Source organism: Mycobacterium sp. (assembly GCF_965229105.1).
Taxonomy (GTDB): domain Bacteria; phylum Actinomycetota; class Actinomycetes; order Mycobacteriales; family Mycobacteriaceae; genus Mycobacterium.
In genome coordinates, this window is record NZ_OZ245858.1 from 4,970,254 (window position 1) to 4,994,191 (window position 23,938).

Consider the following 23,938-nt stretch of genomic DNA (forward strand, 5'->3'; position numbering starts at 1 on the left):
TCCTGATTCGACCCATTCGACCGCGTTAACATCAGCACCATGGGTCCGCGGCAAGGACCAGCGACGATTGGTCGCCCAGTGGCACACTCCGGACGAGGCGGTGACCGCGTGACCCGACGAGGGCGACGCCACAGGTCGGTCAACAGAGGAAGCGCGTGATCGACTGGGCAGTCGCGATAGTCGGGTCGCTGCTGGTGACAGTGGTGGTGCGCGACGTGTTTCACACGCTGTTTCATCCCGTCGGGCACGGCAGTATCGCGCCGCACGTGATGCAGTTCGTCTGGTGGCTGTTGCGGGTGTTCCATCCCGATCGCCGGATCGCTTCGCTGACAGGCCCTTTGGGTATCGCACTCGTCGTGTTGACCTGGGGTCTGCTGGCCGTCATTGGCTGGGCGATGCTGTACTTCGCACTGATGCCAGAGGGTTTCGCCTACAGCTCAGAACTGAATCCCGCTGAACGTAACACGGTGTTCGACTCGCTGTATGTCTCGCTCGTGACCATTGGCACGCTCGGATTCGGCGACATCGTGCCAACCTCGCCATGGCTTCGCCTCATCGTCCCACTTGAGGCCTTGTTCGGCTTCATGCTTCTCACTGCGGCAGTGTCCTGGGTTCTACAGATCTACCCTGCCCTGCATCGCAGACGTGTACTGGCCTTGCAGCTCTCAACTCTGCGCCAGGCGCGTCACGCGAACCCCGACCTTGGCATAGACAGTGTTCCCACAAACGTTCTCACCGGAATTGCCGCGGCCCTGGTCGAAGCCCGTAACGACTTCACCCAATACGGTGCGACGTACTACTTCCGCGACCTCGAAACAGATGCTTCGTTGGCATTCTGGCTGAAATACGCCACCCAGCTCGCCGATGAGGCCAGTGCCAGCACACACGCGCAGATGCGGCTCGTGGGCGCGCTCATCTGCGGCGCCGTGGACAGCCTCGCCGGGCTGCTCGACGAAGAGTTCCTCCGACTAGGTGGAGGCACCGCGGCCGTCATCAAGGCCTACGCCGCTGACCACCGGCATTCTCCCTGAGCAAGTTCAGTCACAGCCGTCTTGGGTCATCCGGTCGGACATGTCGCGGCAGACTGTTGCAGTACGGGCACCGACGGTGCATCCACCGGTAACCCGTAACCCCGCAGCACCGCGGAAAACTGGACCGAATACTGGCACCAGAAGGCGTGATTCGGCGGCATCCAGACCGCGGGCTCACCATCGCTCTTGTCCTGATTGGCCTGCCCTGCAACGGCAATCAGATTGGCCGGATCGTTGGCGAACCGCAGCCGCATCTCGTCGGTCCAGTCGCGAGCACCCAGATCCCAGGCCAGCGCCAGCGGCACGATGTGATCGATCTGCACTGAAGCACCGATCTGATTGCCGCGGACAAACGCGACGGTGGCATTGGTGTACGGGTCATGCAAAGTGCCGCTGGCTACCGCATCCGGGCAACGTTTGATCGCCACGAACACTTTGTCGACCAGGTCGCGGTTGAGGATGTCGTTGCGGGTATCGCAACCGTTGTGGCCGCCCGGCGCATCGTTATCGTCGTCCCAGGCGTCGCCGAACGCGTCGCGGCGATAGTCGTAGCTGCGAATCCTGGCCGGTATCACCGTAATCCCGCTGAGTACATCGACACCAGGTGCGACCGTGGGTGCATCGGCCTGCGCGATGTACCAGTCCGCCCGCTCCCCGGCCGCGTCCACCACCTGGTAGGCGACGATCACAGACAGCACCGCGGCGAGCGCCAGCCACATCAACGTGGAGCGCTTCACGACTTGTCCAAGTACTCGATCTCCTCGGTATCGGTGAAGTGGCTGGCCAGCAGCGCCAGACCACGATCAGCCGGGTCGCGCTGGTAGCTCTCTTCACAGAATTCCCGCGCGTCTTCGATGATCTCGCGATGCTCATTCAGCGATAACAGCTTCAGGGTAATCGCGCGCCCGGACTGCTTACGGCCCAGCACATCTCCTTCGCTGCGCTCCAGGAGATCGAGATCGGCGAGTTCGAATCCGTCGAGCGTCGAGGCCACCGCTCGCAGCCGCGTGCCCGCCTTGGAGCCTTCAGGGAGATCGGTTACCAGCAGGCAGAGGCTGGGGTGACTGCCACGGCCGATACGTCCGCGCAGTTGGTGCAGCTGGCTGATCCCGAACCAGTCGGCGTCGATGACCACCATCACCGTGGCGTTGGGTACGTCGACACCGACCTCGATGACGGTGGTGCACACCAGGACATCGATCTCTCCGGCCCGGAACCCGGCCATCACCGCGTCCTTCTCGTCCGCGCTCAGCCGCCCGTGCATCAGTCCAACCCGCACGCTCGCCAGCGGGCCGGCCTGCAGTTTCGCATACAGATCGACCACCGCCGTCGCCGAACGCGGTGGCGAACCGTCGGGATTGTTGCGGTTGACTGCCGGCTTATCGGTGTCGTCGATCCGCGGCGCAACCACATAGGCCTGACGACCGGCTCTGACCTCTTCTACGATGCGCGCCCAGGCGCGGTCCAGCCACGACGGCTGCTGTTTGGCGAAGATGACGTTGGTCGCGATCGGCTGCCGCCCGCGGGGCAGCTCGCGCAATGTCGACGTCTCCAGATCGCCGTACACAGTGAGCGCCACCGTACGCGGAATCGGCGTCGCCGTCATCACCAGCAGATGTGGGGTGATACCTCCGGTAGCTTTGGCGCGCAACCGGTCTCGCTGTTCGACACCGAATCTGTGTTGCTCGTCGACCACCACCATGCCGAGCTGATGAAATTCGACAGCGTCCTGCAACAGCGCGTGGGTACCGATCACGATGCCGGCCTCGCCCGAGGCAATCTCCGCGCGCACATCCCGTTTCTGCGCCGCCGACATCGAACCCGTCAGCAGCGCAATACGTGTCGCAACATCGGGGCCGCCGAGTTCACCGGCCATCGCCAGCGGGCCGAGCACATCGCGCATCGACCTGGCGTGCTGATCGGCGAGCACTTCGGTGGGAGCGAGCAACGCGCACTGATAGCCCTCATCGACCATCTGCAGCATCGCCACCAACGAGACGATGGTCTTGCCTGACCCCACCTCACCTTGGAGCATGCGGTTCATCGGGCGTGTCGATCCCAGCTCGTCGGTGATCACCGACAACACCTCACGTTGACCGGTAGTCAGCTCAAACGGTAACTGCCGCAACAGTGCTGCACTGAGTCCGTCGTCGCGGCGCGGCGCCGGTGGGCCCGTCTCCGAGAACTCACCGTAGCGGCGGGTGACCAGCTCCCACTGCAGCCCGACCGCCTCGTCGAACCGCAACCGGTCCAGGGCCACATCGCGTTCCTCAGGGCTCTCGGACAGATGCACGGCGCGCAGCGCCCAGTCCTCGGCAACCAGATTGCGTTCGCGCAGAGCGTCTTCGGGCACCGGGTCCGGCACGGGATCGAGTACCGCCAGGACCTGCCGGATGCAGGCGTAGATATCCCAGCTCTGCAGTTTCGCACTGGCCGAGTAGATCGGGATGAAATCACGTTCGAACACCGACATGTCCAGCTCGCCCTCGACAGAGGTGTCGACCATTGCCTTGAGCGACTTGCTACCGCGGACACCTGAATCCCCCAGGATCAGGAACCCCGGATGTGTCAGCTGCATCGTGCCTTTGAAGAAACCGACCTCACCGGACAGCATCACCCGGGTGCCCTCGACAAGGGTGCGCTTGATGAATTTGGCGTTGAAGAACGTCGCGGTCACCTTGGGCCGCCGGTCACCCAGCGTGATCACGAGGTATTCACGTTTGCGGTCGCCCTTGACGTACCGCAGGTCCGCATCGGTGATGGTATCGACGAAGGTGATGTGCTCACCTTCCTCCGGCGGCTCGTCACCTTCACCGAAAACCGAAGCGCCCTTGCTGTATTTGCGGGGATAGTGCCGCAGCAGGTCGTCAACGGTGCGAATACCGAACACCTCGTCGAGTTGTTTGGCCGCCTTCTTGCCGACGATGAAATCGAGCCGGTCCGATAATTCCGCCACGTCACTCCACCCCGATGATCAAGGCATCACCGCGATGACGCGTCGTGTAGCTGACGAGTTCCGTGCCGAGGTGATGTCTTCGCACATGCTCGCCAAGCATCGTGGCGACATGTTCACCCTCCTCATCCCCCAGCTCCTCACCAACGAGCACGGTGACCAGTTCGCCACCGACGCCGAGCATCAGGTCGATCAGCCCGCGCCCGGCGGCCGTCACATCGTGGCGCACGACCAGTACTTCGTCCCCGGCGATACCGAGGCCGTCACCACGCCGGCAGGGACCCACCCAGGTCAAGGCGTCCTCGGTCGCCAGCCGTACCGAGCCGTAGCGGGTGGCCCCGGCCGCCGCCGCCATTGTGTAGCCGTCATCGACGGCGAGGCGGTCAGCTTCATGCACGGCCAGCGCGGCCAGACCTTGGACCATCGACCCGGTGGGCAGCGGGACCACGTCGATACCCCAACCGATCGCCGTAGTACACCCGGCGACCAGCTCCTCGGCCGCCACATATCCGTTGGGCAGCACCATGACCTGCGCGGCACCGGTGTCGACCAAGGCGCGCACCAGCTGCTGCGCACTGATGGCGACATCCTGATCGGTATCGGGCCGCAGCACCGCGGCACCTTCCCCCGCGAACAGGGCCTCCGCCCCGTCACCGTCAACCACCGCCAAAACGGCCCGCTCCCTGATCCAGCTTCCCGGTGCCACCCCCGCCGCACCGGCGTTGAGGGCGGAGATCTGGATGCGGCTCAAGGTGCCGAACCTCAGACCCGCTTCCACCGCCGCACCCGCGTCATCGGTATGGACGTGCACCGAGTGGCCGCCCTCCAAGGCATAGCCAGCGGCCGCTGCGATCGCGACGGAGTCCCCCAGCTCGTCGAGCCGGTCACGCAGGGCGTCGACACGATCAGCGCCACAGCCGGCCAGCAGATACATCACCTCGAATTGCAGAGGGGGGCGACCATCAGCGGGGCCCTCAACCGGTGGCATCGCGCGCGGCTCGTACACCGGGCGCACCGGGGCGTCCCCGGAGATGGTGGAACGCAGTGCATCCAGCAGGACAACCAGTCCCCGACCGCCCGCGTCCACCACGCCGGCGTCGGCGAGGACCGCGAGTTGTTCAGGTGTGCGGTCCAGCGCGACGACCGCCGCATCGGCAGCAGTGGCGACAGCGGTGGCCAGACTGGCACCGTCCGCGGCGCGGTCCTCGGCTGCGGCTGCGGCCGCCTGCAGCACCGAGACGATGGTGCCCGGCACGGCGTCGCCGCCCATCGACGACACCACCAGCCCGACCGCGTGCCGCAGGGCGGCGCCGAACGTCGTGGCGTCGATATCGCCGATATCGCCTTGGGAATCCGACACGACCGACGCGGTGACATCGGCGATACCGCGCAGGATCTGCGACAGGATCACACCGGAATTTCCCCTGGCACCGTGGAGCGAACCCTGCGAGAGTGCGGTGGCAACGGCCACGACGTCGGCCGAGCCCGATGCCGACGACAGCGCCGAATCGGCTTCGGCCAGGGCGGAGCGCATGGTGAACAGCATGTTGGTGCCGGTATCGGCATCCGCAACCGGAAACACGTTGAGGCGATTGATCTCGTCGGTACAGGCAATGAGATCGCCAACCGCGGTATGCGCCCAGTCCCGCAAGGCGGCCCCGTCGAGCCGACGATCCGACATCCCTGACCCCTTCTGTGTGCGGGCGTCAGCCTAGTCAGTACGGCTGACAGGCATACTCAGACATCGGGCCTGTGCACACCATTTTGGCGATCTCCGGTGTGGCCGGTATCCTGGTCAGGTTGTCGGGTCACCCGTATCCGGTTGTTGGCCCTTCAGTATTGACGCAAAGCTTTTTTACGATGAGGAGTGGTGACACATGGCTGCCGTATGCGATATCTGCGGAAAAGGCCCCGGTTTCGGGAAGTCTGTCTCGCATTCCCACCGTCGGACCAGCCGTCGCTGGGATCCGAACATCCAGGTTGTGCACGCAGTGAGCCGTCCCGGCGGTAACAAGAAGCGCGTCAACGCCTGCACCTCCTGCATCAAGGCCGGTAAGGTACTTCGCGGCTAGTCGCGTTCGGCCGCCTACCCGGTGGCCGGTGCGACTTCTGAATACGGAAAAACCCGCCCCGCAGACGCGGGGCGAGTCTCCGTTTGTGTCTGTTTACTACGCGTCGATGGTCCTCGATTCGATCGATGTGGCTTCGTTCGATTGATTGTCGGCGGCACGCACCACGTCGATGCGTCGCGGTTTGGCGGCCTCGGCAACCGGTATTGTCACGGTGAGCACGCCGTTCTCGTAGGTTGCCGAGATCCGGCTCGCATCGATTCCGTCACCGAGAGACAACTGGCGACGATAGGTGCCGAAGAATCGCTCGCTGGTCAACCACTGCACGGAGTCCTCGCTGCGGGCAGATCGGTGCGCAGTCAACGTCAATGTCCCGTTGTCGGTGGTGACGTCGATCGAGCCGGGGTCCACGCCAGGCAGATCCGCCGTCAAGACGTAGTGGTCGGCGATTTTGCAGAGGTCCATCGGCATGAACCGAGGACTGCGATGTGATCCCGTCTGGCTGGCCAGCAAGCCACGGGTCAGAGTGTCGATATCACTGAACGGATCAAAACGAAGCACAGCAACTCACCTCCATTTGTCGCTCTGGGCCCGCCACCCTGGCGGGCGACCAATCACTGTGCACCGCCGAATTTAGCACTCTCGACCGGAGAGTGCCAGACTAAATTTCGGGCTTTTTTACGACAATCGCCAGTCGATCGGATCGGCTCCGCGCGCCGCCAGCAACTCGTTGGCCCGGCTGAACGGTCTCGATCCGAAGAACCCCCGCGACGCCGATAGCGGTGAGGGATGGGCTGATTCGATGGCCGCACAGTCGGCGCCCAACATCGGTTTGAGGGTGGACGCGTCGCGTCCCCACAGAATCGCCACCAGTGGCTGGTCCCTGGCAACCAGCGCGCGGATGGCACATTCGGTGACCGCTTCCCAGCCCTTGCCCCGATGCGACGCCGGAGTGCCCGGGGCCACCGTGAGCACCCTGTTGAGCAGCATCACCCCCTGCTGCGACCACGGCGACAGATCGCCGTTGGACGGCTTGGGGAGGCCCAGATCACTCATGTACTCCTTGTAGATGTTCTCCAGGCTGCGCGGCAGCGGTCGGACGTCAGGAGCCACCGAAAAGCTCAGCCCCACAGCATGTCCCGGTGTTGGGTAGGGATCCTGGCCGACGATCAGCACCCGGACCGCATCGAACGGAAAACTGAAGGCGCGCAGCACATTAGCCCCGGCCGGCAGATATCCGCGGCCTTGCGCGATCTCGCCTCGCAGGAATTCGCCCATCTGGGCGATAGTGGCCTCGACCGGTGCCAGGGCCTGCGCCCAGCCGTCGTCGATGAGTTCTTTCAAGGGGCGCGCGCTCACGGCCACCAACCTAACGTGCCCGATTCAGTCGAAGGATTCCCAACCCGCCGACCCGGTCCAGGGTTGTCCGTCAACCAGCACCTGAGCGGGACCGTCGAGCACCCGTCCGATCACCCGCCAACCCGGCGGGGGCGGACCGGCAAAACAAGCCACCAACGCGTGATCTTCACCACCTCCGAGCACCCACTCCCATGGGTCAACCCCGAGCGCGGCGCCGGCATCGACCAGCGCAGCATGGTCCGCGATCAGGCCATCGGTAGACAGATCGATGGCGACACCGGACGCAACGGCAAGGTGGCCGAGGTCGGCGATGAGCCCGTCGGAGACATCGGTCATGGCGGTCGCGCCGGCCTCGGCGGCGACTCGCCCCTGGCCGTAGGGCGGTTCGGGCACGAGATGTCGACGCCGCAGCTCGTCGAATCCGCCGATAGTGTTGCGCCACAAGCTGTATCCGGCACCCGATCGACCCAGTTGACCCGCTACCGCCACCACCGACCCGGCGCGTGCCCCACCGCGGGACACCGGTTGGCGACCTGCCAACTCCCCCAACACCGTTACCGACACCACCCACTGCGGGCTGCTGACCAGATCGCCACCGACGATGCTTGCGCCGGTCTTGGCGGCCTCTTCCCACATCCCGGCAGATAGCTCATCGGCATATCTGGCCGGTGTGTCAGGTGGCGCACCGAAACCGATCACATAGGCACTCGGGCGACCACCCATCGCTTCGATATCGGCGGCGTTCTGCGCAATAGCCTTGCGGCCGATGTCATGCGGAGTCGACCAGTCGAGCCGGAAATGCCTGCCTTCGACCAACATGTCAGTCGATACCGCCACCCGGCCATCAGGTATCGAGAGCACTGCCGCGTCATCGCCGGGGCCCACCACGACGGTCTCGGGCTGTCGTCTATCGGCCACCAGACGATCGATGACGGTGAACTCACCCAGCTCGCGCATCGTCGGTTCGTCGCCCATGTCACTCTCTTGTGTGCGGTCGGCCGCCTGCCCTGAACACCGGCACGACCTGCGGTACGTTTGGTCCCTGTCGACGCAGCCAGCGGCAGGACACGCCAGTCTATGTGGGGCATCAAAATCGGGGCAGGAGTACACGGGGTGGTCGAGGCCTTCATGCTGATCCAGACAGAGGTGGGCCGCGCGGAGGTCGTCGCCAAGCAGGTGGCCGCCCTACCCGGCGTGCTGACCTCGGAATATGTCACCGGGCCTTATGACGTCGTAGTCCGTGTCGGCGCCGAGAACGACGCGACCCTCCAGACCGATATCGTCTCCAGTGTGCAAGCCGTCGAAGGCATCACCCGTACCCTGACCTGCCCGATCGCGGGCCCCGAAACCGCTTGAATCCGGACACTTCGCCACCGGGCACGGAGCCACCGGAAACGGACCGCGATGGGCCGCCGCGGGCGATCCTGATCGCTGCCCTGGTGGTCGCGGTCGCTGCGATCGGGGTGATCCTGGCGATCGCCTCCACGCGCAAACCCGCCGATACCCCTGTCGCCATTTCGTCCGTGCCCGCGCCGCAGGCCGGGGATCCCGGTTGCCAGGCCCTGCTGCGCGCGGTGCCAGACCAACTCGGCGACTTCCGGCGGGCGCAGGCCGCCGAACCCGCACCAGAAGGCACCGCCTCGTGGCGGACCGCGCCGGGCACCGACCCGGTCATCCTGCGGTGCGGCCTGGACCGGCCAATCGATTTCGTGGTGGGCACACCGATTCAACAGGTCGACGACGTGCAGTGGTTCCGGGTCAGTGATCCGGCCACGGGTCTGATCACCTGGTTCGCCGTCGATCGTGGGCTGTACGTGGCGCTGACTCTGCCCCAGGATTCAGGACCGACGCCGATTCAGGATATTTCCGGGGTGATCTCCGACACGCTGCCAGCCCGCCCGCTCGACCCGGGGCCAGCCCAATAGTCAGCGGCCTCAGCGCAGCCCGGTGCCCCGCGCCACGGCCGTATCAACCATCGCCGCGAGCAGCGTCGGATAGTCCACCCCACTGGCGGCCCACATCCGCGGATACATCGAGATGGTGGTGAACCCGGGCATCGTATTGATCTCGTTGATCACCGGGCCGGCGTCAGTCAGGAAGAAATCGACCCGGGCCAGGCCCTGGCCGTCGATGGCATGAAACGCCCGGATCGCCAGCTGCCGGATCTCGTCGGCCACCTGATCATCGATCTTGGCCGGCACATCGAGTTCGGCGGCGTCCTCGAGATACTTGGTGGCGAAATCGTAGAAGCCGTCCTCACGCCCACGGACACCGGCGACGCGGATCTCACCGACGGTGCTGGCCTCGACCGCCCCGTCAGGCAACTCCAGCACGCCGCACTCCAACTCCCGGCCGGGAATGGCGGCTTCGACGATGACCTTGGGGTCGTGTTTGCGCGCATTGGCGATCGCCGCGGGCAGCTGCGCCCATTCGGTCACCCGGCTGACACCGATCGACGATCCACCGCGCGCGGGCTTGACGAACACCGGCAGCCCGAGACGCTGTTGCTCCTCCAGTTCGAGCGTCGCCCGCCCTGATCGCAACACGATCTGGTCGCCGATCGGAAGACCTTCGGCGGCCAACAGCTTTTTGGTGAATTCCTTGTCCATCCCGGCCGCACTGGCCAGCACGCCGGCCCCGACATACGGCACCCCGGCCAGTTCCAGCAGACCCTGAATGGTGCCGTCTTCGCCGTAGGGACCATGCAGAACGGGGAACACCACGTCGACCGACGCCAAAATCTCGCCGGCACCGCGTCCCAGCGATAACAACTGCCCTCGCCTGCGCGGATCGGCGGTCAACGCCAACGCCGTGCCCGAGGTCCCGGTGACTTTGGGCAGCTGCCCGTCGGCGATGGCCAGGCTGGCCGGCGTGGCATCGCTGAGCAGCCACGATCCGTCAGGGGTGATACCGACCGGGACGACTTCAAAACGCTGCGGGTCGAGATTGCGCAGGATGCTGCCCGCGGACACACAGGAAATAGCGTGCTCGCTGCTGCGCCCACCGAAGACGACGGCGACACGGATACGGGGGTTCGACCGAGCAGTCACAACCTAGAGAGGCTACCGGCCCGCGATGTCATGCACGATTTCCCGTATCCAGAGCCTGCCCGATATCGGCCAGCAGATCGTCGGTGTCCTCGATGCCAAGAGAGATCCGGGTGAACCCGGGACTGACCGGATCGCCCCAGCGCGCCCGGCGGTCCACCGAGGTGTGAATACCGCCAAAACTGGTCGACGCGACCAGCAGATCGCTGTTCTCGACCAGGGCGTAGACCGCGGCGGCGTCGGCAAGTTCGAAAGACACCAGCCCACCGAAGCGGCGCATCTGGGCGCACGCCACCTCGTGCGCCGGATCGCCCGCCAGGCCCGGATAGCGAACGGACTGCACCGCGGGATGGCTGCGCAACATGGTGGCGAGCGCCTGCGCGTTGTGGCACTGCCGGTCGATGCGCAGACCTGCACTACCCAGGCTGCGCAGCAGCAGCCACGCCTCGAAAGCGCCCAGGATCGGCCCGGTGAGCAGTCGTTCGCGGGCGATGGCGGCCATCAGCTCCGGCCTGCTGCCCGCGACATAACCGGCCAGCAGATCGCTGTGGCCGGACAGTGCCTTGGTGGCGCTGGCCACCACAAGATCAGCGCCAAGCGATAACGGCTGCAGGCCCAACGGAGTGGCAGTGGTGTTATCGACGAGCAGTCGAGCGTCGCGGGCGCGGCACACGGCCGCCAGCGCATGCAGGTCGACGACGTCCAAGGTGGGATTGACCGGGGTTTCCGCAATCACCACATCGGCATCGTGAGCGGCATCGACCATCTCTGAGCTCATCGCTTCGCGGACGGTAACACCAAGCGGGACAAGGTATTCCGATGCGTACCGACGCACCTGGTAGTAACCGTCGGCCGGCACCACCAGTACCGAACCCGGAGTTACCAGGACCCGCAGCGCGGCGGTGATGGCAGCCATCCCCGATCCGAAAACCAATGCCGCCGAGGCTCCTTCGAGCTGGGCCAGGGCGGCCTCGACCTGTCGCCAGGTCGGATTGGAGGCGCGACCATAGAAATCCTGATCGTCGGACTCCTCGGCAGAAAGGTGAAAAGTGGAGGCGGGCACGGGCATCGGACTCACCGGCTGCCCCGCTATGGCAGCGGAGCTGACTGCTTTGACGCTGCGGGTCGAATCTCCGTAGGTGGCTGCGCTCATGATTTCATCACTCCGGTTTTGTGCTGCGGCCGAGCAGGAGCGCGACCGCCTCGACGACGGACATCCCCCGGTGACAGACACCGTGCACGGCCTCGGTCAGCGGCATCTCCACGTCATAGCTCGATGCGAGCGCCAGCACCGACTCGCACGAGGTGACGCCCTCGGCGACATGGCCGCCTGCTGCGCGCTGCGCGGCATCGAGCGACTCCCCCTTGCCGAGGCGCTCCCCGAAGGCGCGGTTGCGGGACTGCGGTGAACTGCAGGTGGCCACCAGGTCACCGACCCCGGCCAGCCCGGCCAGCGTCGCACCCTTGGCGCCGAGGGCGATGCCCAGCCGCATGATCTCGGCCAGTCCGCGGGTGATGATGGCTGCTGCGGTGTTCTCCCCCAGTCCGACACCAGCCGCCATGCCACACGCCAAGGCGATGACGTTCTTGCACGCCCCGCCGACCTCGGTCCCGATCACATCGGCATTGGTATAGGGCCGGAAGTAGCGGGTGTTCAACGATCGCTGCAGGGTGACCGCCCGCCCGGAGTCGGTGCAGGCGATGACGGTGGCCGCGGGTTGCCCCTGGGCGATCTCACTGGCCAGGTTGGGGCCCGACAGCACCGCGACCTGACTGGGATCGGCGCCGGTGACCTGGGTGATGACCTGACTCATCCGCATCAGCGTGCCCAATTCGATACCTTTGGCCAGGCTGACCAGCGTGGCGCCGGGCACGATCAGCGGCGCCCAGTGCTCGAGGTTGCCGCGCAGCTTCTGCGAGGGAACGGCCAGCAGCACCGTCGTCACCCCGTCGAGCGCCTCGGCAGCATCGGTGGTGGCTGCAATCGCCGGTGACAACGCGACATCGGGGAGATAGCCCTGATTGCGGTGGGTGCTGTTCACCTCGTCGGCGACGTCCGCGCGCCTGGCCCAGAGCCTGACGTCGTTACCTGCATCAGCGAGCACCTTGGCCAGGGCGGTGCCCCAGGCACCCGCCCCCATCACCGCCGCGGTGCCTACCGTGCTGGCCATCGCCGGAGTTCCTCGTCGTGTTGTAGGGATCGGGTGTTGTAGGTATCGATTGTCGTCGGGTATCGAAGTAACGGAATAGTGCCACCGCATCGGGTGCTTCCACCCTAGTGCGTGACAATCGCAGAGAGCTGCGCTGGCAGGATGGCCCCATGAGCGGCATGTACGGGGGCGGTCCCTTGAACAGCGACAGCCGCCCCGTCAGTGACGTTGCGCTGGTCATCGCCGTCAAGCGACTGGCCGCGGCGAAGACTCGATTAGCTCCGGTGTTCTCGGCGCAGACCCGAGAACAGGTGGTGCTGGCGATGCTGGTCGACACCATCACCGCCGCGTCGAAGGTATCGGCTGTGCGGTCGATCACCGTCGTCACCCCCGATGAGGACGCCGCGGCGGCCGCGATCGAGCTCGGCGCCCAGGTGCTGGCAGACCCGACCCCCGAGGGCCACGGCAATCCGCTGAACAACGCGATCGGAGCCGCCGAGGCTGCGCTGCGGCCCGGAGTCGCGAATATCGTTGTTCTGCAAGGGGATCTGCCTGCGCTGCAGACACAGGAACTCGCCGAGGCGATCACTGCCGCCAGGAGCTATGCGCGCAGTTTCGTCTCCGATCGCCACGGCACCGGCACCTCGGCCCTGTTCGGCTTCGGCGCGCCTCTCGATCCCCTGTTCGGTGCGAATTCAGCTGCGCGACATACCCAATCGGGAGCAATCGAGCTCACCGGAGCCTGGCCGGGCCTACGCTGCGATATCGACACCCCCGATGACCTTCTTCTCGCCCGGCACCTGGGTGTCGGGTCGGCAACCCGGCGTGCGACCGATCACGCAACCGATCGACGCTAGCGACTGCTTGTGCGATGAGGGATGATCGCAGCTGTGACCGAAACCGATACGACCGAGACCGAAGCAGCTTCCGGCGAGGACGGTTGGCAAACCGGTGACACGCCGGATGCGCCACCTGCGGCGACCAGCCCGGCAGAACTCGACGCGTTGCCCGAGGACCGGTACCTCAACCGCGAGCTGAGCTGGCTCGACTTCAACGCACGCGTGCTGGCACTGGCGGCGGACACCTCACTGCCCTTGCTGGAACGCGCCAAGTTCCTCGCGATCTTCTCGTCGAATCTCGACGAGTTCTACATGGTGCGAGTGGCTGGTCTGAAACGTCGCGACGAGATGGGCCTCTCGGTCCGCAGTGCCGACGGCCTTTCCCCACGCGAACAGTTGCGCCGGATCGGTGAGCGCACCCAGCAGATCGCCAACAGGCACGCCCAGGTCTTCCTCGATTCGGTCCGCCCTGCGCTCGCCGACGAGGGCATCCTGGTGGTTAACTGGGCCGATCTGAACGACGGTGAGCGCGGCCGGTTGTCGACGTACTTCCACGAACAGGTCTTCCCCGTGCTGACCCCGTTGGCCGTCGACCCCGCGCATCCGTTCCCGTTCGTCAGTGGACTGAGCCTGAACCTGGCCATCACGGTCCGGGTACCCGAGGACGGCACACAACATTTCGCCCGTATCAAGGTGCCCGATAACGTCGATCGGTTCGTCCAGCTCGACGGGCGCCCCGAGGGTGAGGCCGGCAGCGCGACAGGGGGACACAACGCCGTCCGGTTCCTGCCGATGGAGGAACTGATCGCGGCATTCCTGTCGGTGTTGTTCCCGGGTCTGGAAATCGTCGAGCACCACGCCTTCCGGATCACCCGCAACGCCGATTTCGACGTGGAAGAAGACCGCGACGAGGATCTGCTGAAGGCGCTGGAACGGGAATTGGCCCGCCGGCGGTTCGGCTCGCCGGTACGTCTTGAGGTCGCCGACGATATGACCGAGAACATGCTCGAGCTGTTGCTGCGGGAGCTCGACGTCAATCCCGGTGATGTGATCGAGGTTCCGGGGCTACTCGACCTGTCATCGCTGTGGCAGATCTACGGCGTCGACCGGCCCAAGCTCAAGGACCCTGTCTTCGTACCCCTGACGCCGCCGGCATTCGGTGAGCGCGAGACGCCCAAGAGCATTTTTTCGACGCTCCGTGACGGTGACGTGCTGGTGCATCATCCCTACGACTCGTTCTCGACCACGGTGCAGCGGTTCATCGAACAGGCCGCGGCCGACCCGAATGTGCTGGCAATCAAGCAGACCCTGTATCGCACCTCGGGCGACTCCCCCATCGTCAATGCGCTCATCGACGCCGCCGAGGCCGGTAAGCAGGTCGTTGCACTGGTCGAGATCAAGGCACGATTCGACGAACAGGCCAACATCAAATGGGCCAGAGCACTCGAACAGGCCGGCGTACACGTCGTCTACGGCCTGATCGGACTCAAGACGCACTGCAAGACCTGTCTGGTGGTGCGGCGTGAGGGTTCGACGATCCGGCGCTACTGCCATATCGGCACGGGCAACTACAACCCGAAGACCGCCCGGTTGTACGAGGACGTCGGCTTGTTGACCGCCGCCCCCGATATCGGCGCAGACCTGACCGATCTGTTCAACTCGCTGACCGGTTACTCGCGCAAGGTGACCTACCGAAACCTGCTGGTCGCCCCGCATAGTGTCCGTAAGGGCATCATCGAGCGGATCGAACGAGAGGTGGCCGCAGGGCAGGACGGCGCCGATGCGCGGATCCGGTTGAAAGCCAACGCACTCGTTGACGAACAGGTCATCGACGCGCTCTACCGAGCGTCTCAGGCCGGGGTCAAGGTCGAGGTGGTGGTGCGGGGTATCTGCGCGCTGCGCCCAGGCGCCGAGGGCTTCTCCGAGAACATCACCGTGCGCTCAATTCTCGGCCGCTTCCTCGAGCACTCGCGAATTATTCACTTCCGCGCCATCGATGAGTTCTGGATAGGCAGTGCCGACATGATGCATCGTAATCTGGATCGGCGAGTCGAGGTGATGGCTCAAGTCAAGGATCCAAGACTGACCGCTGCGTTGGACGAGAACTTCGAGTCGACGATGGATCCGACCACCCGCTGCTGGGAGTTGGGACCCGACGGCCATTGGACCGCCTCTCCGCAGGAGGGTCAGACAGTGCGCGATCATCAGGTATTCCTGATGAAGAAGCATCGGAATCACTGACCTGGGCTGCCGTTTCGATTGTCCGGCCACCTCTGCCGCGCACAGGCGTGTCGGAAGCCGAACCGAATAGACCTGCAGGAGTGAAGGTGCCAGAACTAAACAAACCGGTGCTCGCGGCCGGAGCGGTGTTATGGCGACCCGGCGCAACCGGCCCGGAGGTAGCCGTCATCCACCGCCCGCGCTACGACGACTGGTCACTGCCCAAGGGCAAGGTCGATCCAGGTGAAACCGAACCGGTGACCGCGGTGCGCGAAATCCAGGAGGAGACCGGTTTTTCGTCGGTGCTCGGCCGACGACTGATGTCGGTCAGCTACCCGATCGAAGGGGGCAAGAAGAAAGTCTGGTACTGGTCCGCCCGCGCGGACAGTTCGACGACGTCTTTCGACGCCGAATTCACCCCCAATGACGAGGTGGACAAACTGGTCTGGTTACCCGTCTCCGAGGCCATCACCCAGGTCGGTTATCCGGCCGACCGGAAGGTGTTGCGCCGGTTCACCAAACAACCGGCGGATACCCAGACCGTGTTGATCGTGCGGCACGGGACGGCCGGCCGGAAGAGCCGCTACAAGGGTGACGACCGCAAGCGACCACTCGATAAACACGGCAGGGCGCAGGCGGAATCACTGGTCGGGCTGCTACTTGCCTTCGGCGCGACCGACTTACACGCCGCCGATCGGACGCGGTGTCACCAGACGATCGAGCCGTTGGCCGAAGAGCTGGGGGTCACCATCCGCGACGAACCGCTGCTGACCGAAGAGGTGTACGCCAAAGACCACAAGCGCACCCGTCAACGTGTGCTGGAGATCGCGGCCAAATCAGGCACCAGGGTCATCTGCACGCAGGGCAAGGTCATCCCCGACCTCATCGCGTGGTGGTGTGAGCGCGATGGCGTGCGACCCGACAAGTCGCGTAATCGCAAAGGCAGCGTGTGGGTAATGTCACTGTCGGGACGGCGACTGATCGCCGCCGACCACGTCAGTAGCCCGCTCGCCAGCGAGCTGTAACTTTCAGACCGACACACAAATACGCCGCGGGACCTAGTGTCTCGCGGCGTATTCGTGGTCAGTGCTACTGATCTGTACTACTTACGGCCCTTCTTGGCCGGCGCCTTCTTGGCCGGAGCCTTGACGGCAGCCTTCTTCACCGGAGCCTTGGTGGCCGGAGCCTTCTTGGCAACGGGCGCCTTCTTGGCGACGGGTGCCTTCTTGGCCGGAGCCTTGACGGCAGCCTTCTTGACCGGAGCCTTGACGGCGGCCTTCTTGACCGGAGCCTTGGTGGCCGGAGCCTTCTTGGCAACGGGCGCCTTCTTGGCAACCGGAGCCTTCTTGGCAACCGGAGCCTTCTTCGCGACCGGAGCCTTCTTCGCGACCGGAGCCTTCTTCACCGGAGCAGCCTTGACCGCTGCCTTCTTGGCGGGCGCCTTCTTGGCGACCGTCTTCTTGGCGGCAGCCTTCTTGGCCGGACCCGCAACCACACCGCGCTTGACGGCCGGGCCGTCAGCCGGAAGGCGCTGCGAGCCAGCCACAACCGCCTTGAATTGCGCACCCGGGCGGAACGCAGGCACGGAAGTCGGCTTTACCTTGACGGTTTCGCCGGTCCGCGGATTGCGCGCGACACGAGCAGCACGCTTGCGCTGCTCGAAAACACCGAAACCGGTGATGGTGACGCTGTCGCCCTTATGGACTGCACGCACGATGGTGTCGACAACGTTCTCGACGGCAGCGGTAGCCTGCCGACGATCCGAGCCCAACTTCTCCGTGAGTACGTCGATGAGCTCTGCTTTGTTCATGCAAAACCTCCGAAGCCAGTGGTCCTACTTGGACCGACTAGAGGACACGGTAAACCCTATTACCGCTGATTTCCAAGAGCCACGCGCAATTTCAGGCATAGCTGTTGAGCTTTTCAGCAATCTGGTTGCCGCCCTTGGGCGGTCGGGACGGGCCCTGAGAACGCCTTGAGGGACCGCTAATTGGGGACTTTGCGACCCGTCAGAGAGCCGGAAGAGTGTGTGGCTTCCAGGTCGGCCTGGCCGCCTCGTACGCCTGGATCGAATCGAGTTTCCGCAGCGTAAGGCCTATATCGTCTAGTCCCTCGAGCAGTCGCCATGCGGTGTAGTCGTCAATCGTGAACGGCACCACCACTGTTCCCGCGGTGATATTCCGATCTTGAAGGTTCACAGTGATTTCCAAGCCCGGACTCTGCTCGATCAACTTCCAAAGAAGTTCCACATCATCTTGGGCCACCTCGGCGGCCAACAGGCCGGCCTTTCCGGCATTGCCGCGGAAAATATCTGCGAACCGAGACGAGATAACTACCCGAAAGCCGTAGTCCATGAGCGCCCAGACGGCGTGTTCGCGCGAGCTGCCGGTCCCGAAATCGGGGCCGGCGACCAATACCGAACCCTTATCGAACGGACTCAGATTCAGAATAAAGCTCGGATCATTGCGCCAAGCGGCGAACAGTCCGTCCTCGAAACCCGTTCGGGTGACCCGCTTCAGGTAGACCGCAGGAATGATCTGGTCGGTATCGACATTGGTCCGTCGCAGCGGAACGCCGATACCGGTGTGGGTGTGAAAAGCCTTCATTATTTGGTCCTTCCTGCCGAGCTCAAGTCGGCCGGGGATGACAGGGTTCCGCGAATAGCGGTGGCCGCGGCCACCTCGGGTGACACCAGATGGGTGCGCCCGCCCTTGCCTTGGCGGCCCTCGAAATTCCGATTCGACGTCGACGCGCACCGCTCACCCGGAGCGAGCTGGTCGGGATTCATGCCCAGGCACATCGAGCAGCCGGCCTGTCGCCACTCGGCCCCCGCGGCGGTGAAGATCTCACTGAGCCCCTCAGATTCGGCCTGGGCCTTGACCCGCATCGACCCCGGAACGATGAGCATCCGGAGGCCCTGGGCCACCGTCCGCCCGCGCAGCACCTCCGCTACCGCCCGCAGATCCTCGATCCGGCCATTGGTACAGGAACCGACGAAGACGGTGTCCACGGCAATATCACGCATCGCCTGCCCTGGCGATAAGTCCATGTAGGTCAACGCCTTCTCCGCTGACTCCCGGTCACCGTCGTTGGTCATCAGCGCCGGGTCGGGCACGGCCGCCGACAGCGGGACGCCCTGCCCCGGGTTGGTACCCCAGGTCACGAACGGGCTCAAGGTGGCGGCGTCGATGTAGACCTCGGTGTCGAATTCGGCGCCGTCGTCGGTACGCAGCTGATCCCACGCCGCGACCGCGTCATCCCAGTCAGCACCCGTCGGCGCGTGTGGGCGGCCTTTGAGGTAGGCGTAGGTGGTCTCGTCGGGCGCCACCAGACCTGCCCTGGCACCGGCTTCGATGCTCATGTTGCACACCGTCATCCGGCCCTCCATCGAGAGCGCCTCGATGGCACTGCCCCGATATTCGAGGACATGACCCTGCCCACCGCCGGTGCCGATCTTGGCGATCACCGCCAAGATGATGTCCTTGGCGGAGACTCCGGGCGGCAGTTGGCCGTCGACATTGATCGCCATCGTCTTGAACGGCCGCAGCGGCAGGGTCTGGGTGGCAAGCACGTGTTCGACCTCTGAGGTGCCGATTCCCATTGCCAACGAGCCGAATGCGCCGTGAGTCGAAGTGTGGCTGTCACCGCACACCACCGTCATACCTGGCTGGGTCAGGCCGAGCTGCGGCCCGATGATGTGCACGATGCCCTGCTCGGCATCACCCATCGGATGCAACCGGATGCCGAATTCTTCGCAGTTGCGGCGCAAGGTCTCGACCTGGGTGCGCGACACGGGATCAGCGATCGGCTTGTCGATGTCGACCGTCGGCACATTGTGGTCCTCGGTCGCGATCGTCAGATCCGGCCGGTGCACAGGCCGTCCGGCGAGCCGGAGACCGTCGAACGCCTGCGGGCTGGTGACCTCGTGGACGAGGTGAAGGTCGATATAGATCAGGTCGGGTTCGCCTTCTGTCGAGGCGACGACGTGGTCCGCCCAAACCTTTTCGGCCATGGTCCGTGGCTTGGGATTTTCCGGCGTCCGGTTTTCAGCAGTCATTGTTGGCCATCACTTCTCGATTCGAGTTGTTCTCGATTTCCCGAAGGGCTCGCTGAGTCGTCGGGGCTGGCGATCTCAGCATTCGGGAAGCTAGTATCTCTCTGTGAGACAGGATAGCGGTATCGGCGTCCTCGACAAAGCGGTGTCCGTATTGCATGTGATCGCCGAGTCTCCCTGCGGGCTGGCCGAACTGTGTCAGCGCACCGGACTGCCCAGGGCCACCGCGCACCGACTTGCCGCGGGTCTGGAAGTCCATCGACTGCTGGCCCGCGATACCGAGGGCCGTTGGCGGCTGGGGCCTGCGATCAGCGAGCTGGCGGGTCAGGTGAACGATCCGCTGATCGCCGCCGGTGCGGCAGTGCTGCCGAGATTGCGTGAGATCACCGGCGAGAGCGTTCAGATCTATCGCCGCGAGGGCACGTCGCGCATCTGCATCGCCGCCCTTGAACCCCCTGCGGGACTTCGCGATACCGTCCTGGTCGGTGCCAGGCTGCCGATGACGGCCGGCTCGGGCGCCAAAGTTCTGCTGGCTTACAGCGACCATGCCACCCAGCAGGCGGTCCTACCGACTGCCACCTTCACCGACCGGGCGCTGGTCGAAGTGCGCAGGCGGGGCTGGGCGCAGAGCGCGGCCGAACGCGAACCCGGCGTGGCGAGCGTGTCCGCTCCCGTCCGCGATGCCAAAGGCGTAGTGATCGCCGCAGTATCGGTATCTGGGCCCATCGACCGGATGGGCCGTCGCCCGGGCGCCCGCTGGGCGGCCGATCTGCTGGCCGCGTCGGACGCGCTGACGAAGCGGTTGTGAGCGACGACGATGCGGCGAGGAACGAGCCGGGGAGGAGTCCGCGACAAAGGCGCGGTTGTGAGCGACGACGATGCGGCGAGGAACGAGCCGGGGAGGAGTCCGCGACAAAGGCGCGGTTGTGAGCGACGACGATGCGGCGAGGAACGAGCCGGGGAGGAGTCCGCGACAAAGGCGATTGAGTGGTTTGCGACACTTCCCCGATGGGAACCAACCAGCGCTCGAACATCGTCATGTCATCGGATGAGATCACCGATTTCGTCACCCGTAGCCGCACGGGCACCCTCGCGACCATCGGCACGACGGGCCAACCCCACCTGGTCGCCATGTGGTACGGCGTGCTGGACGGTGAAATCTGGCTGGAGACGAAAGCGAAATCACAGAAGGCCGTCAACCTGTTCCGCGATCCGCGTTTTACGTTCCTGATCGAGGACGGTGACACCTATGACACGTTGCGTGGGGTCTCGTTCGAAGGCACGGCTGAGATCGTCGACGATCCCGACACGATCTTCCGCGTCGGCGTGAGCGTGTGGGAGCGCTACACCGGGCCGTACACCGAGGAGATGAAGCCGGGTGTCGACATGATGATGAACAAGCGGGTCGCAGTGCGACTGGGAAGCACGCGCACGCGGTCATGGGATCACCGCAAGCTCGGGATGCCGTCAATCCCGTTGGGCGGAAGCACAGCCTCTAAGAGCTAGAGGTGTTGCGAGAAATTTAGATTGGTAGCCCCGATGGGATTCGAACCCACGCTACCGCCGTGAGAGGGCGGCGTCCTAGGCCGCTAGACGACGGGGCCAGAACCAATCTGTCCGGCTCCCCCAAAAACAACTGGGCGAACCGGGTTGTCAGCATAGCTCAGGCCAAAGTGGCGACCTAATCGCTTTGCCAAGCTGGGGTACCAGGACTCGAACCTAGAATGAGGGAATCAGAATCCCTAGTGTTGCCAATTACACCATACCCCAATACGGCCTATATCGGCTGGTCAGAGCCATATTCCGCCGATAACGAGCGGAAGCGTGACATCCGGGCCAGCTGATTACGGCCGACGAGCAGACTACCAAAGATTTCAGGCGTCTTTAACCGCGGCCGCGTCCCGCAGCCGAGCGAGGCTGCGATCGCGCCCCAGGAGCTGCAGCGACTCGAACAGCGGTGGGCTGACCGATGACCCGGTGGCAGCCACCCTGATCGGGCCGAACGCCTTGCGGGGTTTGATCTCGAGCTCCTCGATCAGCGCCGTCTTCAACGCGGCCTCGATCTTCTCCGTCGTCCACTCCGGTAGCGCGTCCAACGCTGCGATCGCCGCGGCCAGTACCGGGGCGGAATCCGGTCCCAGCTCCTTGGCGGCAGCCTTGGGATCCAGCGTGTACTCGGCGTCATTGAGGAAGCTCAGCAGCCCCCAGGCGTCACTGAGCACGACGATGCGGGTCTGCACCAGATCGGCGGCCTCCGCGAATTGTGCGTCGTCGAGACCGGTGTCGTGACCGTGCGTGGCGAAGTAGTCGCCCAACCGGCCCGCGAAATCATCAGGTGCCAACAACCGGAGGTGTTCAGCGTTGATGGCGTCGGCTTTTTTCTGGTCAAAGCGGGCGGGGTTGGAGTTCACGTTGGCCACGTCGAACGCGGCCACCATCTCGTCGAGGCTGAACACGTCGTGATCGTCGGCGATCCCCCAGCCCAGGAGCGCCAAGTAGTTGAGCAGCCCCTCGGGGATGAAGCCGCGGTCCCGGTGCAGGAAGAGGTTCGACTGCGGATCACGTTTCGACAGCTTCTTGTTGCCGTCGCCGAGAACGCTTGGCAGATGGGCGAATTGAGGAACCGCATCGGCAACACCGATGCGGATCAACGCCTGGTAGAGGGCCAGCTGCCGAGGCGTTGACGGCAAGATGTCCTCACCGCGCAGCACATGGGTGATCTTCATCAGCGCGTCATCGACGGGGTTGACCAACGTGTAGAGCGGATCGCCGCTGCCACGGGTGATCGCGAAATCGGGCACCGTGCCCGCCGCGAACGTCGTCGGACCACGCACCAGGTCGTTCCACGTCAGGTCCTCGTCGGGCATCCGCAGCCGAAGCACCGGTTTGCGACCGTCGGCTTCAAACTGCGCCTTCTGCTCGGCAGTCAGGTGCCGGTCGTAATTGTCGTAGCCCAGCTTGGGATTTCGGCCCGCCGCCACGTGGCGCGCTTCGACCTCTTCTGCGGTGGAATAGGCCTCGTAGACCTCTCCGGCCGCCAGTAGACGGGCGACGACATCGCGATAGATCTCACCGCGCTGCGACTGCCGGTAGGGCGCATGCGGGCCACCGATGTCGGGGCCTTCATCCCAATCGAGGCCAAGCCAACGCAATGCGTCGAGGATCGCGGCGTAACTCTCGGCACTATCGCGCGCGGCGTCGGTGTCTTCGATCCGGAAGACGAAGGTGCCGCCGGTGTGCCGGGCGTAGGCCCAGTTGAACAACGCGGTGCGAACCAATCCGACATGAGGAGTACCCGTCGGCGAAGGACAGAACCTGACCCGTACCGGTCCAGAAGCTGGGGTTGTCATCACTTTCCTTTTCGCACAACAGGATTGGTCAAAGTGCCGATCCCCTCGACGGTGATGCTGACGGTGTCGCCATGCTCGACCGGCCCGACCCCTTCCGGCGTCCCGGTCAGGATGAGGTCACCAGGGAGCAGCGTCATCACCGCCGACACCCACTCGATGATCGCGCCGATATCGTGGATCATCAACGACGTCCGGCTGTGTTGGCGCAGCTCGGCTACCCCATCGTGCACGACCTCGGTGCGCAGATCCAGATCGGAGGGATCGAGGTCGGTGACGATCCACGGGCCGACCGGGCAGAACGTGTCATGGCCTTTGGCCCGCATCCACTGGCCGTCTTTTTTCTGCTGATCACGTGCCGAGACATCATTGGCGATCGTGTAGCCCAGGATGTTCTCGTACGCCTTCGCAGCGGGAACGTCCTTACATGGCCTGCCGATCACGACGGCCAGCTCACCCTCGTGATGCACGGGAAACGCGTCGGCGGGCAGTTGGATCGGCACATTGGGCCCGATGATCGCGGTATTGGGTTTGAGGAAGATGACCGGATCCTCTGGTGCGACCCCGCCCATCTCCAGGGCGTGGGCGGCGTAGTTCTTGCCCATGCAGATCACCTTGCTGGCCAGTATCGGCGCCAGCAGTCGGACGTCGGCCAGCGGCCACGCCCGCCCGGTGAATGTCGGCGTACCGAACGGATGTTCGGCGATCTCACGGGCTGACTCCTGACCGGAATCTCCCTCGATGCTCACAAAGGCGACCCCATCGGGGCTGGCGACTCGTCCCAAACGCATTCGTCCAGCCTAGTGAGGGCCACTGGCCGACTTCGGTAGGGCCGGGTAAGGAACGTCATCTCTCACCATATGAGATCG

The 23,938-nt window shown here is 64.6% G+C and carries 23 protein-coding genes and 2 tRNA genes; 9 read left to right on the forward strand and 16 right to left on the reverse strand.

Annotated elements, in window-relative coordinates; translation table 11 throughout:
* Positions 1 to 155: 155 nt before the first annotated feature.
* Positions 156 to 1,031 carry an ion channel gene (locus ADBZ9O_RS23275; RefSeq protein WP_526525299.1) on the forward strand — a complete coding sequence of 292 codons (876 nt, stop codon included), beginning with the start codon at positions 156 to 158 and terminating at the stop codon, positions 1,029 to 1,031.
* Positions 1,032 to 1,057: 26 nt separating this feature from the next.
* Here ADBZ9O_RS23275 and ADBZ9O_RS23280 read toward each other — a convergent pair whose 3' ends face one another.
* From ADBZ9O_RS23280 to fakA, 3 genes are read right to left on the reverse strand one after another with little or no spacing between them, the layout of a single operon-like run.
* The gene (locus ADBZ9O_RS23280; protein WP_526525301.1) at positions 1,058 to 1,768 is read right to left on the reverse strand and encodes a GmrSD restriction endonuclease domain-containing protein; all 711 of its coding nucleotides are present in this window, start codon (positions 1,766 to 1,768) and stop codon (positions 1,058 to 1,060) included.
* Positions 1,765 to 3,987: an ATP-dependent DNA helicase RecG gene (gene recG, locus ADBZ9O_RS23285; RefSeq protein ID WP_526525302.1), complete on the reverse strand. Its 2,223-nt coding sequence runs from the start codon at positions 3,985 to 3,987 to the stop codon at positions 1,765 to 1,767. Before recG ends, ADBZ9O_RS23280 begins: the two co-directional genes overlap by 4 nt.
* 1 nt (position 3,988) lies before the next feature.
* Positions 3,989 to 5,665 (reverse strand): fatty acid kinase ATP-binding subunit FakA, encoded by a 1,677-nt coding sequence (gene fakA, locus ADBZ9O_RS23290; protein ID WP_526525303.1) that lies wholly within the window; start codon positions 5,663 to 5,665, stop codon positions 3,989 to 3,991.
* A gap of 196 nt (positions 5,666 to 5,861) precedes the next feature.
* Here fakA and rpmB point away from each other — a divergent pair, with 196 nt between their 5' ends.
* Positions 5,862 to 6,056 (forward strand): 50S ribosomal protein L28, encoded by a 195-nt coding sequence (rpmB, locus tag ADBZ9O_RS23295; protein ID WP_526525305.1) that lies wholly within the window; start codon positions 5,862 to 5,864, stop codon positions 6,054 to 6,056.
* 96 nt (positions 6,057 to 6,152) lie between these two features.
* Here the strand turns inward: rpmB and ADBZ9O_RS23300 are convergent, their stop codons facing one another.
* The 3 genes from ADBZ9O_RS23300 to ADBZ9O_RS23310 all read right to left on the reverse strand — a co-directional run bounded on the left by ADBZ9O_RS23300 (position 6,153) and on the right by ADBZ9O_RS23310 (position 8,387).
* Positions 6,153 to 6,614 (reverse strand): Hsp20/alpha crystallin family protein, encoded by a 462-nt coding sequence (locus ADBZ9O_RS23300; RefSeq protein WP_526525306.1) that lies wholly within the window; start codon positions 6,612 to 6,614, stop codon positions 6,153 to 6,155.
* 117 nt (positions 6,615 to 6,731) lie between these two features.
* The gene (locus tag ADBZ9O_RS23305) at positions 6,732 to 7,412 is read right to left on the reverse strand and encodes a uracil-DNA glycosylase (RefSeq protein WP_526525307.1); all 681 of its coding nucleotides are present in this window, start codon (positions 7,410 to 7,412) and stop codon (positions 6,732 to 6,734) included.
* Between the two features lie 24 nt (positions 7,413 to 7,436).
* Positions 7,437 to 8,387, reverse strand: coding sequence for a thiamine-phosphate kinase (locus ADBZ9O_RS23310; protein ID WP_526525309.1), 951 nt, complete (start codon positions 8,385 to 8,387; stop codon positions 7,437 to 7,439).
* A 138-nt stretch (positions 8,388 to 8,525) separates the two neighbouring features.
* Here ADBZ9O_RS23310 and ADBZ9O_RS23315 point away from each other — a divergent pair, with 138 nt between their 5' ends.
* Positions 8,526 to 8,768 (forward strand): Lrp/AsnC ligand binding domain-containing protein, encoded by a 243-nt coding sequence (locus ADBZ9O_RS23315; RefSeq protein WP_526533412.1) that lies wholly within the window; start codon positions 8,526 to 8,528, stop codon positions 8,766 to 8,768.
* Positions 8,765 to 9,337 (forward strand): DUF3515 family protein, encoded by a 573-nt coding sequence (locus ADBZ9O_RS23320; protein ID WP_526525310.1) that lies wholly within the window; start codon positions 8,765 to 8,767, stop codon positions 9,335 to 9,337. The genes ADBZ9O_RS23315 and ADBZ9O_RS23320 overlap by 4 nt, the downstream gene beginning before the upstream one ends.
* Before the next feature lie 9 nt (positions 9,338 to 9,346).
* Here ADBZ9O_RS23320 and ADBZ9O_RS23325 read toward each other — a convergent pair whose 3' ends face one another.
* From ADBZ9O_RS23325 to ADBZ9O_RS23335, 3 genes are read right to left on the reverse strand one after another with little or no spacing between them, the layout of a single operon-like run.
* Positions 9,347 to 10,462 (reverse strand): D-alanine--D-alanine ligase family protein, encoded by a 1,116-nt coding sequence (locus ADBZ9O_RS23325; protein WP_526525312.1) that lies wholly within the window; start codon positions 10,460 to 10,462, stop codon positions 9,347 to 9,349.
* 28 nt (positions 10,463 to 10,490) lie between these two features.
* Positions 10,491 to 11,612 (reverse strand): cystathionine gamma-lyase, encoded by a 1,122-nt coding sequence (locus ADBZ9O_RS23330; protein WP_526525313.1) that lies wholly within the window; start codon positions 11,610 to 11,612, stop codon positions 10,491 to 10,493.
* Between the two features lie 7 nt (positions 11,613 to 11,619).
* The gene (locus tag ADBZ9O_RS23335) at positions 11,620 to 12,630 is read right to left on the reverse strand and encodes an NAD(P)H-dependent glycerol-3-phosphate dehydrogenase (protein WP_526525314.1); all 1,011 of its coding nucleotides are present in this window, start codon (positions 12,628 to 12,630) and stop codon (positions 11,620 to 11,622) included.
* Between the two features lie 149 nt (positions 12,631 to 12,779).
* Here ADBZ9O_RS23335 and cofC point away from each other — a divergent pair, with 149 nt between their 5' ends.
* The 3 genes from cofC (at position 12,780) to mutT1 (ending at position 16,693) form a co-directional block, all read left to right on the forward strand.
* A complete protein-coding gene (gene cofC / locus ADBZ9O_RS23340; protein ID WP_526525315.1) occupies positions 12,780 to 13,466 on the forward strand; it encodes a 2-phospho-L-lactate guanylyltransferase in 687 nt (228 codons plus the stop codon).
* Positions 13,467 to 13,487: 21 nt separating this feature from the next.
* On the forward strand, positions 13,488 to 15,689 hold the full coding sequence (locus tag ADBZ9O_RS23345; protein ID WP_526525316.1) for an RNA degradosome polyphosphate kinase: 2,202 nt from the start codon (positions 13,488 to 13,490) through the stop codon (positions 15,687 to 15,689).
* A gap of 86 nt (positions 15,690 to 15,775) precedes the next feature.
* Positions 15,776 to 16,693, forward strand: coding sequence for an 8-oxo-(d)GTP phosphatase MutT1 (mutT1, locus tag ADBZ9O_RS23350; protein ID WP_526525318.1), 918 nt, complete (start codon positions 15,776 to 15,778; stop codon positions 16,691 to 16,693).
* Between the two features lie 77 nt (positions 16,694 to 16,770).
* Here mutT1 and ADBZ9O_RS23355 read toward each other — a convergent pair whose 3' ends face one another.
* The 3 genes from ADBZ9O_RS23355 to leuC form a co-directional block, all read right to left on the reverse strand.
* A complete protein-coding gene (locus ADBZ9O_RS23355; RefSeq protein WP_526525319.1) occupies positions 16,771 to 17,478 on the reverse strand; it encodes an HU family DNA-binding protein in 708 nt (235 codons plus the stop codon).
* A 199-nt stretch (positions 17,479 to 17,677) separates the two neighbouring features.
* Entirely contained in the window at positions 17,678 to 18,274 is a 597-nt protein-coding gene (gene leuD / locus ADBZ9O_RS23360) for a 3-isopropylmalate dehydratase small subunit (protein WP_526525321.1), read from the reverse strand.
* Entirely contained in the window at positions 18,274 to 19,725 is a 1,452-nt protein-coding gene (gene leuC / locus ADBZ9O_RS23365) for a 3-isopropylmalate dehydratase large subunit (protein ID WP_526525322.1), read from the reverse strand. The genes leuD and leuC overlap by 1 nt, the downstream gene beginning before the upstream one ends.
* Positions 19,726 to 19,828: 103 nt before the next feature.
* Here leuC and ADBZ9O_RS23370 point away from each other — a divergent pair, with 103 nt between their 5' ends.
* Both ADBZ9O_RS23370 and ADBZ9O_RS23375 read left to right on the forward strand, forming a co-directional pair.
* A complete protein-coding gene (locus ADBZ9O_RS23370) occupies positions 19,829 to 20,530 on the forward strand; it encodes an IclR family transcriptional regulator (protein WP_526525324.1) in 702 nt (233 codons plus the stop codon).
* Positions 20,531 to 20,730: 200 nt separating this feature from the next.
* A complete protein-coding gene (locus ADBZ9O_RS23375) occupies positions 20,731 to 21,228 on the forward strand; it encodes a PPOX class F420-dependent oxidoreductase (RefSeq protein ID WP_526525326.1) in 498 nt (165 codons plus the stop codon).
* A 22-nt stretch (positions 21,229 to 21,250) separates the two neighbouring features.
* On the opposite strand, the gene ADBZ9O_RS23380 is transcribed toward ADBZ9O_RS23375, so the two are convergent.
* The 4 genes from ADBZ9O_RS23380 to ADBZ9O_RS23395 all read right to left on the reverse strand — a co-directional run bounded on the left by ADBZ9O_RS23380 (position 21,251) and on the right by ADBZ9O_RS23395 (position 23,860).
* Positions 21,251 to 21,326, reverse strand: a tRNA-Glu gene (locus tag ADBZ9O_RS23380).
* 94 nt (positions 21,327 to 21,420) lie between these two features.
* Positions 21,421 to 21,492 (reverse strand) — tRNA-Gln (locus ADBZ9O_RS23385).
* Positions 21,493 to 21,596: 104 nt separating this feature from the next.
* Positions 21,597 to 23,072: a glutamate--tRNA ligase gene (gene gltX / locus ADBZ9O_RS23390; protein ID WP_526525328.1), complete on the reverse strand. Its 1,476-nt coding sequence runs from the start codon at positions 23,070 to 23,072 to the stop codon at positions 21,597 to 21,599.
* Positions 23,072 to 23,860: a fumarylacetoacetate hydrolase family protein gene (locus ADBZ9O_RS23395; RefSeq protein ID WP_526525329.1), complete on the reverse strand. Its 789-nt coding sequence runs from the start codon at positions 23,858 to 23,860 to the stop codon at positions 23,072 to 23,074. Before ADBZ9O_RS23395 ends, gltX begins: the two co-directional genes overlap by 1 nt.
* Positions 23,861 to 23,938 lie beyond the last annotated feature (78 nt).